Origin of the sequence: Chamaesiphon polymorphus CCALA 037, from assembly GCF_003003845.1 — a bacterium.
Lineage (GTDB): Bacteria > Cyanobacteriota > Cyanobacteriia > Cyanobacteriales > Chamaesiphonaceae > Chamaesiphon > Chamaesiphon polymorphus.
Window position 1 is genome coordinate 1 of record NZ_PVWO01000203.1, and the last position, 9,638, is coordinate 9,638.

Sequence of the window (9,638 nt, forward strand, 5' to 3'; positions counted from 1 at the left end):
ATGCTCTCTGGTAGGAGTATTCCAGCAGTTCCAATGACCGCTTTGCGAGAAAGACAAATTATGATTGCCGCAAGCAGGACAATAATATTTACCTTTCTCTTTACGGTATGGTTCTAGAGTATCCTTGTAGTTAACAAGAAAAATCTCTACCATGATTAAAATGGAATGCGATCGTCTTCGACCGTTTGGGCTGGTACTTCGATCGCTGGTTCGTCTTGTGTGTGTTTAGTTGGTAAGAAATCGTTCGTTACCATTTTAGTTTGAGCTTGAGTTGCAGTTGGGATTGGATTTGCAGCCGGAGCGAGCGCAGGTTTCGGTGATTCTAAATTGCTCGGAATTGCTGTCATATTTTGTACTGGTGCGGGTAAGAGTAGGCGCGGTTGTGGATTCATAATCTCAACGATTTGGTCGGCAATTATTTCATCAGTACCGACAAAGAATGAGAGCCAATTCTCAGTATTTGGCTCTACATATCCATTGACATAGCACGCTGGCGATTTAGTTTTGCCACCCACCATCTGACGTTTGAAGATCGGGCAAAAGACGCACAAACTATTGAATATCTCGTTTTGCGGACGAAATGGGGCTTTTCGTGCCTTCGCTTTAAGTCTAGCCATATGGGTGCAAAATTGCTGCCAATTCTCACTCAAACTAGCTTGAAACGCTCCTTTAGCAACTAACTTGAGTGGAATATCGTGGAGTGTTTGATTATTTTCATCGAGAAGCATTACTAAATAAATTTGGAAATTGCCAAGATTATTATCCTCTTTGTGTTCGCGTTTCCACTCCCCAACGATTACCAAATTTTGCTCTTGCTGAGTGGCAGCGCGATCGAACGTACCTAACTTACTAATAGCGGCGATTGCCATCCGTGGTTTTGTTAGCATGATGCCAGTTTCAACGCTGCCGTTGTTGTAGGTATATTCGATCGTCATGGCGGGATCTACCTCTTTCCAACCACATTTATTAATTTGGGAGATGGGAATAAATAAACCGCAGTGGTTAGAGTCTACTTCACCGCGCACTGCTTGCACGTAAGGAAAATTGAAATCGGTTGAGTTATACTCTTGAGTTAGATATTTATTGCTAGTAACAGTCATGATTGACCTCAGAATGAAAGATATAAAAAGAACCAACCTCGGTTAAGATTGGTTCTTGGATGGAGAAAAACTTGTTAAAGTCCGTCTCTCACAACGAATAGAAAAGTAAGGCTCTAAAACGAAGCGGTTCTCCAGTTGGTAAAATTCTGTGCAAATTTAGGCATAGCTGTATCCATCCTTTCTGTGTATAGGTTTTACCTCATCAGGTTTACAATAGTGGCGTTTTCCATTTACTCGAACCTCTAACCGTTTCTCGTTTTGAACCACAACACGACCGATGATGCGATCGATCGTTCGAGCAATATCGCCAGTTTTCCAAGAAGTCTTGTACGATTGGCGTGGCTTGGAGCAAGGGAAGCCGAATTTATCCATCCGACACAGGCGACGAGTTCCGTAGCCTGTTGCTTTCACCTTGAGGATTTTACTGGTCAACACTTTGAGCGATTCAGTCACACCCACACACGCCGCATCTAACCAATGTTCTTTCGGAAGTCTTAGCCGAGTGCGGTTGTACTTGGTCTGTCCACCTGTCCCAGTGGTAACGGGAAGTCCAAGTACCTTCAGCGTCTCAAACAACTTCCAGCGAGTGGAGTTGACCGCCGCCGCATCTTTGAGCGGTGCTTTCGCTTGTTTGAGAATCCGAGAAACCAAGTCAGGTTTGCCTTTCAAGAAATCCTTAAGGTCTTTTGTTCCTTTTTTCTGATTACACTTCTCACACGCCAGACACAGGTTAGAAACTCGGTCTGTCCCGCCGTTCGCCCGTGCTTGGATATGCTCAATTTGTAGTGGCACGCATTCTTTAGAGCAGTAAGTACATTTCCGCCCCCACTTCTCTAAGAGATATTCCCGCACCTCGTACCCTGCTAGTGTCCCTTGCTGGTACTCGGTTCCAGAGATTTCGGGATTCTGTATTGCTTGAGTGTCAAACCGAACTAACTCTTGCCGAATCTCTGCCACTGGCGAGAATTTTATTAATCGTTTTACCCATGTTTCGATCGTCAAAACTCGGTGCATCAGGCTTGGAGCTAGCCAACCTTTAGAGCGTTTGCGATTGAGAAATCGAGCTTGACGGTATCGAGTGTGTCGGTTACGACGACCGCGACGCGCGGCTTTTCTTGTTTCAAGCGCATCTTTAATTACCCATCCTCGGTGTTGCAGCTCCATTGCCCAAATAACTTCATCTCGATTATTTACGATTGAAATTCCGGTGAGTTTAGAACCTGGATCGATCCTTAGTGAAAGGGGATAAGTGATAATCTTATCCACTATTCGGTTCATGATTAATGTGAAGGGATACATCCGAAATACAGCAGCTTTACCTAATTCCATCAATTTTCGAGCGTGAGCTGGATGAATTGGATTCATTGGTTGTTTGTTAGCATCAATCAGAAAAACGTAATTGCTCATAGTGTTTTGGTCGGTTTGACTAGTCCTTAGTAATGTGAGCTTCGGGAATGTTAGAGTCTGGCTTGTTTGGGTTGAGACACTTGCTCTATAAACCTTTCGAGCAGTCCTTAATCTCAGCCGACAGAGCTAATCGAACTAGCGAATTCGTAGGTGTCATGACCGCTCTAACGGAGGTCTAATCCTGTCCCTGGTGGGTGAATCAATCTGTTTGCACAGATTTAAGTAGGTTTAATTAACCCCTGGTGATGATGTTAGTTACGATCGCATTATCATACGCATCTTCCTCCATTCTTATCTGAATCAAATACTGCAAAAAGTCTAAACCGTATTGTTTAGATTCAGTTAAGTAGTCGAGGTCGAATACTTCCGGCTCGGAGAATCGTTGCATCCCCCTAATCTTCATCTCCCACCAGTAGCTCTTCACTCTAGTCGAATGACGGTAGGAGATATTTTCTATGGGAATTTTCCAGAACATCTGCAATTGCACGATCCAATCTTCTCGTTCTTGGGGGATATTGTAGCCTATGTAAACTAGGAAAGCTGGATGCTCGCCCTCGTCATTGACCCAATTATGGATGTCTCGACTTGCTTCACAGATTACTAAAGATGGTAACAGTTCGGTAAATATGAAGCTATTGTCGGTTACTTGCCTTTTTATCGGAGATACTGTCATAATAATGAAGAAAATTATTATAGTAAAAAGTCGAAAGACCTTTTTTATTTAACTCAAAAGTAATAAATAACAGGAGTGTTACTTATTACTTTTAGTTAGTAGAGAGTTTCAATTAGGAAGCGATCGGCTCTTCAATTACAGCAATTTCTAAAGGAGCTTCTACCGGATTGGTAGTAGCAAGAATTGCCTCGATCCACAGCGATTTCTTATTTTTGGTGGCACCAACACCCAATTGCTTGGCGATAGCTTTGAGATCTTCGAGTTTTAACGTTTCTAAATGCGCGGGATCTAGATTGAGGGGAGTATCGGCTTGTGACTCTTGGATGGGAGCTTCGGCAGGCGCACTAGGAACGCTCAATACAGCCAAGATGTTAGTAATGCGAACGCCCATCGTCGCAAGTTCTGTAGCGATTCGCATGGTGCCAGTTGCGACTAATTGGGATTCTGGCAGGAAAATAGAGGAATTGACCTCGTTATTAGCAACGGCATATTTAAGGGCGATACCGCTAATAGTCATGGCACTGCCAACGATATCTTTATCGGTTGTTTCGGTGGTGAGAATAACGATATTGGATGTGAAAGTATTCATTAGAAAATCTCCAAAAGTGAGTGCAAACAAAAAGAAGAGAGCCTATCGATCGATAAGCTCTCACAAAGAATAGAAAAAGTAGGAAATAAATAGTAACGTAAGTTGCTAGTGAAAGGGGGTAAAGGGTAAGGGGTAAAGGGAAAAGGAAATTGCAGTATTCTTTACCCTTTAACCTTTCCCCTTTCCCCTACACCTACTAACAATCTATAACTAGCAACTTGGGTTAGTTGCTAATTTGATTTAGCTGCCAACTGCAATTGCTTGACTAAAACTACTGGCTTGAATCTATGGTTATTTTCATCATCTAACCAAGTTTCTATAGTTAGTTCGCCGACAACAGAAAGTACTTGGCCTTTCTGGACGTACTCAGAAGCTTTGAGCAAAGAATCGCCCTGTAATTTGAGTCCGTACCAGTCAGTTACATCTCTGGTTGGTGTTACGGCTAGAGAAGATTCGGCAATTTCAAAGGAGCCGCTACCATCTTTGAGTGGAATGTCTTTGAATTCAGCATTACGACCGACGCGACCGGAAATAGTTACGAACATTGTCATGGAAAATCTCCTATAAAGTGAGTGGATGGGATGAGAATTTTCTCGCAAGTAATTTACAAGAAAGATTGTTGATACTAAGCACCAACAACCTACAATTCTCACAACCAATAAACAAAAAAGCCGTCTATGTTTAGCACAGATAACTAAGATTTATTCACTACAATAGAAGATCGGACTACTAGAATGTTTGAACAAAACGATCTAAACGTTCGATTGTGTTGAAACTTCGTATTCGGTAAACACCTTAGCCTGTTCTAAGACTAATTCTGTCGCTAGAGCTTCCATATCTGGGGGATAGCCATACTGTCTGAGTAAGCGTTTAACTGCGACTTTCATTCGGGCGCGGACGCTTTCTTTGAGGTTCCAGTCGATCGAGGCATTATTTCTAATTCTCTGCACTAAAACGATCGCTAGTTCCCGCAATTTATCTACCCCCATGATTTCCCGTGCGCTGTTGTTTTGCGATAGAGCATCATAGAAAGCTAGTTCGTAAGGCTCTAATTTGAGTTCTTCACCCCTAGCGTTTGCGGCTTTGGTATCCTTGGCGAGTTCGAGTAATTCCTCTAACACATCGATGACATCGATCGCTTGGCTGCGATAGCGGCGGAGGGCATCATCTAACATTTCAGCTAGCTTGCGACTTTGGACGATATTAGTTCGGCTGCTATGTTTAATTTCATCTTTAAGTAGTTTCTGGAGCAGTTCGACGGCGAGATTTTTGTGCTCCATGCCGCGCATTTCGGCCATAAATTCATCGGAAACGATCGAGATGTCGGGGTTCTTAATTCCGGCTTCGTCGAAAATATTAATCACGGCATCCGAGACTAGGGCTTGGTCTACTACCTGCCGAATGGCGGTTTCGATTTCTCGGTGGGTAATGCCGTTGTCACTACCATCGAGCTTTCTAAGGCTGCTTTGGATGGCTTGGAAGAAGGAAATTAACTCGGAAGCGGCGATCTCGTCGGGATGGGGAACGGCGAGGGAATGGGCTTTAGACAGGGCATTAACTTCGGTGAGAAAGCGGTCTTTGATACTGGGAGCGGCGGCATGGTTGGCAGCTCCGATCAGGATATTTAGTTTCTCACCAGTATCGGTGCTGAAATAGCGATCGTAGGCAAAGCCAGACATAATCTGCGCGACGGTTTCTAGTTTGGCTAGCATCAGTCCTACCGCGACATCTCGATCGAGAGCGAGATCGCCCTGTCCGCCGCTCTGGGAGTAGAAAGCGAGGGATTTTTTGAGTTCGGCAGCCAGACCCAGATAATCTACGATCAGTCCGCCTTGTTTTTCGAGGAAAACTCGGTTGATGCGGGCGATCGCTTGCATCAGGTTATGGCTTTTGAGGGGTTTATCGATATACATGGTATGCAGACAGGGCGCATCGAAGCCCGTCAGCCACATATCGCAGACGATAACGAGTTCCAGGCTATTATCAGGGTCTTTGAGACGCTGGGCGAGGCTTTGACGATTAGTTTTGCTGGTGTGGTGTTTGACCAGATTTCCCTCATCTGAGGCGTTGGCGGTGATGACAACTTTAATTTTGCCACCGCTGAGATCGTCGCTATGCCAATCGGGGCGAAGTTTGATAATTTCGTCATAGAGATTGACGGCAATTTGGCGATTGAGGGTGACGATCATCGCCTTACCCTTATTCACTTTCTGCCTTGCCTCAAAGTGATTGATGATATCGGGGGCGATTTGTTGCAAGCGTTTGGTCGAACCAACGATCGCTACAATGCTAGTCTGTTTAATTTTAGCGGCTTGGGTGGTGCTGAGTTCTTCAAAGCTCAGATCGTCGTCTAGCTCGTCGAGAAGCTGTCGCCCTGTTTCGTCTAAATCCACGGGTACTAGGCGGCTTTCGTAATAAATGGGTACGGTGGCTCCATCGACTACAGCCTGAGCGATGTCGTAGATATCGATATAGTCCCCAAAAATGGCGGGGGTGTTGACATCGGACTGTTCGATCGGGGTGCCAGTGAAGCCCACAAATGATGCGTTGGGCAGGGCATCGCGGAGATATTTGGCGAAGCCGTATTGGGTGCGCTTGCCCACGACATTACCATCGGCATCGAGGATATCTACCTGTTTAGCTTTGAATCCATACTGGCTGCGATGGGCTTCATCAGCCATGACGATAATATTGGTGCGATCGCTAATCTGGGGATAGAGGCTTTCGCCGTCGGCGGGGGAGAATTTTTGCACGGTAGTAAAGATAATCCCACCGGAATTCACATTCAATAATTCCCGCACCCTTTCGCGGCTGTCAGCCTGTTGGGGTGTTTGTCTGAGCAACTGCTGACAGTCGGCAAAGGTACCAAAGAGCTGGTCGTCTAGGTCGTTACGATCGGTCAACATCACGATCGTTGGGTTCTGGAGGTGGTTTTCGACTACCAGTTTTCCGACTAGAAAGACCATCGATAGCGACTTACCGCTACCTTGGGTATGCCACAGGACACCGCCTTTGCGATCGCCTGTTGTGGAGGTCGCTTGCACAACTGATTCCACGGCTTTGTTAACGGCGTAGTATTGGTGGTAAGCAGCGACTTTCTTAACGGTGGTAATGCTAATGATTTTGGTGTCGAGGTCTTCGGTTTTGGATTTCTCAAAGACGGTGAAGTGGCGGATCAGGTCGAGCAGGGTAGACCGTTGCAACATGCCGTTGGTCAGGATCTCTAGTTCGTTGATATCTCGTTCGGGATCGTGTGTTTTCCAAGTGGAGAAGCGGCTGAAGTCGGCGGTGAGGGAGCCAGCCCGCGCCTGTAAGCCATCGGAGATGACCAGTAGGGCATTGTAAGTAAAAAGGCTGGGAATCTCGCGTTTGTAGGTTTGAAGCTGGTTGTAGGCGGCGTTAAGATTGGCTTTTTCGTCGGCGGCGTTCTTGAGTTCTACCACCACTAGGGGCAGACCATTAACGAACAGCACGATGTCTGGGCGGCGGTTGCGGTTATCTTCGATGACGGTGAATTGATTCACTGCTAAAAATTCGTTGTTTTCGGGATGCTCCCAGTCAATTAACCAAACTGGTTCTCCTCTGGTTTCACCGTCTTTTTGGTACTCAACGGTGATGCCTTCGGTGAGGTAGCGGTGGAAGGTTTCGTTGTTGTTGAGAAGATCGGGGCTGGCGATGTTAATGATTTCCCGCAAGGCTTGGTGTCTGGCATCGGGGGGAATAGATGGATTGAGGGTATCGATCGCATGAGTTAACCTACCGACTAAAACCACATCACCAAAGCTTTCTCGCTCTTGGTTCCGACCTTCGGGTTGGATGTCGTAGCCGTTGATGTAGGCATAACCCAGGCTTTGCAGAAGCTGGAGCTGATACTGTTCGATCTCGTCTTCGCTGAGGGACTTCATAGATTCCAAGGGTTAATAATCTCTATTTGACAATCCATGAAATCATCAACATTGCGAGTGGCGATCGTGGCGTTATTTGCCAGACAAATCGCGGCAATCTGCCCGTCGGCTTGGGCGAGGGGCTTACCGATTTTCTTGCGATGTGCGGCGATCTCGGCAAAACAGCTTGCGGCTCGATCGTCAAAATCGAGCATCTGTCCGGCAAAGTCTTCGCGGAACATCGCTTCGGCGGCTGTTCTCAACATCTGGCTGCGTTTACCCTCTGGTAAGATCGCGATGCCATAGAGGATTTCAGCTTTAGTAATGCTGGTTATATATAAGTTTTCCCTAGATTGTGCGCCAACCCAACTTTTGACGGTGACTAATCCTTGGGGCTTCATCAGTTCGGATAATACGTTGGTATCGAGAACGATCTTCATGGTTATTCTGCCGCAAAGTTGGGAGCCGCTCTCATGGCATCTCTGGGAGTTTCGGGGATTTCAAATTCACCTAGATCGGCGAAGCGGCGATCGATCGTGGTGGCAAGATTCTCCATAGGAGAGGCTACGCCAACGATTTGGGGTGATGGTTCTGGAGTTAATACACTAGACAGAATAGATTTAATTTCATCTTCGATCGTCCGTCCGTGTTGGGCGGCGCGTTGTTCTAAACGATGGCTGAGGTCTGGTTCTAGTTGGTGAATGGTGATGTTAGACATGGCAAAAGGCAAAGATATATGACTTTAATATAATTTAAGCTTTCTGATAGAGAAAACGAGCAAAATCTAAAATTTCTTCGCGTTTATTTTCGGGTAAGTTGTCAAAAATAGCGGTAATTTTATCGGTAGCGGTGAGCCATTGTTTGGTTTGAGCCTGCCAAACGACCATAAACTGCTGGGGAGTTAGAACGCACAGTGCTGTGGTTTCGCCGTCTTCGTTGCTGAATTCGACTTCAAAATGATTGAGGTCATGGCATTCTACGATCGCGCCTTGAGAGCCGATCGATTGTTGACGCTCTGGCAAGTTGACCAAGAGTTCGATCGTATCAAGTAATTCTGGTTTCATCGTTTACACCTCAACGCGAAGTTGACCGCTCATCAGTTTAGGGAGAAGAGTATCGCGGGTTTTCGTTAGAGTTTGAATTTGATTGTTATTTAAGAGCATTTTTTGAAAGAATGGTTTAACAGTAATCTCAAAATTTTCTATGTGAATATTTTGAGGTAAAATCCATTCAATTGAAGATAATATCGTTTGGTTCAACAATGGTTGTCCAGAACCTGTACTAAGCCTATTTAATCCAATTTTTTGCAAGATAAAATATAAAAATGCGTGATTGTCTGCATTTCTGACTTTTCCAATCATTGCATTATCAGTTACCCAACATCTACCCAAGAAATAATAAAGGCTGCCACAATAGCTGCCAACTCTCCCTATGATTATGATATTGTGATAATTTGCTATATTTGCTTTTCCGATAATTCCATTTGAACCATAGATTGGTATATCGAATTCCTCACTTCTTTCTGGAGGAGATTTGCCATTATTAAATGAAGCAATATCTCCCAGCTTCCCAACACGCCAATCTTCGGGGATATCGCCTAACTCCGATCGAACCATCACCCCCCCAGAGGACTTATAGGGTTTACCGTCAGCGTTGGGGAACTCGAAATCTATAAACCAATGCTTGAAGATCGATCGGGCGATTTCTTCTAGGGTTTCGTTCTGTTTTCTGAGGTTGTCGATTTTGCGATCGAAGTTCCCAAGAATTTTAGCAATAGACCTTTGTTCTTCTAATGTAGGACAACTAACTTTAATAGACTTTAAAACACTTGTATTAATTCGACCTGTTCCGTGAGATGCAGATTCTACTAAACTCATTAAATGATATTTAGATGAAAGCATCCAATAAGCTAGATATTCTGTATTTATAAGTGAGTTATCAGGAATAACAGCTTTAATATCTTGATTAAAAGCCATGTCTTTAGT

General features: G+C 44.9%; 10 protein-coding genes. All 10 read right to left on the minus strand.

Translation table 11 applies throughout. From position 1 onward, the window contains the following. Positions 1-155: 155 nt before the first annotated feature. Positions 156-1,100: a DUF5895 domain-containing protein gene (locus C7B77_RS15765; RefSeq protein WP_106306664.1), complete on the minus strand. Its 945-nt coding sequence runs from the start codon at positions 1,098-1,100 to the stop codon at positions 156-158. A gap of 156 nt (positions 1,101-1,256) precedes the next feature. Then, positions 1,257-2,507, minus strand: a complete 1,251-nt coding sequence (iscB, locus tag C7B77_RS15770) for an RNA-guided endonuclease IscB (RefSeq protein ID WP_106306667.1) — start codon at positions 2,505-2,507, stop codon at positions 1,257-1,259. 232 nt (positions 2,508-2,739) lie between these two features. Next, positions 2,740-3,180, minus strand: a complete 441-nt coding sequence (locus C7B77_RS15775) for a hypothetical protein (protein WP_106306670.1) — start codon at positions 3,178-3,180, stop codon at positions 2,740-2,742. Between the two features lie 112 nt (positions 3,181-3,292). Beyond that, on the minus strand, positions 3,293-3,769 hold the full coding sequence (locus C7B77_RS15780) for a hypothetical protein (RefSeq protein ID WP_146138347.1): 477 nt from the start codon (positions 3,767-3,769) through the stop codon (positions 3,293-3,295). A gap of 230 nt (positions 3,770-3,999) precedes the next feature. Next, positions 4,000-4,320 (minus strand): single-stranded DNA-binding protein, encoded by a 321-nt coding sequence (locus tag C7B77_RS15785; protein ID WP_106306676.1) that lies wholly within the window; start codon positions 4,318-4,320, stop codon positions 4,000-4,002. 201 nt (positions 4,321-4,521) lie between these two features. Further along, a complete protein-coding gene (locus C7B77_RS15790; protein WP_106306679.1) occupies positions 4,522-7,674 on the minus strand; it encodes a type I restriction endonuclease subunit R in 3,153 nt (1,050 codons plus the stop codon). Continuing rightward, a complete protein-coding gene (locus C7B77_RS15795) occupies positions 7,671-8,093 on the minus strand; it encodes a type II toxin-antitoxin system VapC family toxin (RefSeq protein WP_106306681.1) in 423 nt (140 codons plus the stop codon). Before C7B77_RS15795 ends, C7B77_RS15790 begins: the two co-directional genes overlap by 4 nt. A 2-nt stretch (positions 8,094-8,095) precedes the next feature. Further along, entirely contained in the window at positions 8,096-8,371 is a 276-nt protein-coding gene (locus tag C7B77_RS15800; RefSeq protein ID WP_106306684.1) for a FitA-like ribbon-helix-helix domain-containing protein, read from the minus strand. Positions 8,372-8,405: 34 nt separating this feature from the next. Beyond that, entirely contained in the window at positions 8,406-8,717 is a 312-nt protein-coding gene (locus C7B77_RS15805) for a DUF4926 domain-containing protein (protein WP_106306687.1), read from the minus strand. A gap of 3 nt (positions 8,718-8,720) precedes the next feature. Then, positions 8,721-9,638 (minus strand): restriction endonuclease subunit S (locus C7B77_RS15810; protein WP_146138348.1); only part of this gene is annotated, 918 nt, incomplete at its 5' end.

Bases quoted from the DNA above. Each gene is read 5' to 3' on its own strand.
- C7B77_RS15800 (WP_106306684.1), bottom strand. From the start codon at position 8,371: ATGTCTAACATCACCATTCACCAACTAGAACCAGACCTCAGCCATCGT.
- C7B77_RS15805 (WP_106306687.1), bottom strand. From the start codon at position 8,717: ATGAAACCAGAATTACTTGATACGATCGAACTCTTGGTCAACTTGCCA.
- C7B77_RS15775 (WP_106306670.1), bottom strand. From the start codon at position 3,180: ATGACAGTATCTCCGATAAAAAGGCAAGTAACCGACAATAGCTTCATA.
- C7B77_RS15785 (WP_106306676.1), bottom strand. From the start codon at position 4,320: ATGACAATGTTCGTAACTATTTCCGGTCGCGTCGGTCGTAATGCTGAA.
- C7B77_RS15790 (WP_106306679.1), bottom strand. From the start codon at position 7,674: ATGAAGTCCCTCAGCGAAGACGAGATCGAACAGTATCAGCTCCAGCTT.
- C7B77_RS15795 (WP_106306681.1), bottom strand. From the start codon at position 8,093: ATGAAGATCGTTCTCGATACCAACGTATTATCCGAACTGATGAAGCCC.
- C7B77_RS15765 (WP_106306664.1), bottom strand. From the start codon at position 1,100: ATGACTGTTACTAGCAATAAATATCTAACTCAAGAGTATAACTCAACC.
- iscB (WP_106306667.1), bottom strand. From the start codon at position 2,507: ATGAGCAATTACGTTTTTCTGATTGATGCTAACAAACAACCAATGAAT.
- C7B77_RS15780 (WP_146138347.1), bottom strand. From the start codon at position 3,769: ATGAATACTTTCACATCCAATATCGTTATTCTCACCACCGAAACAACC.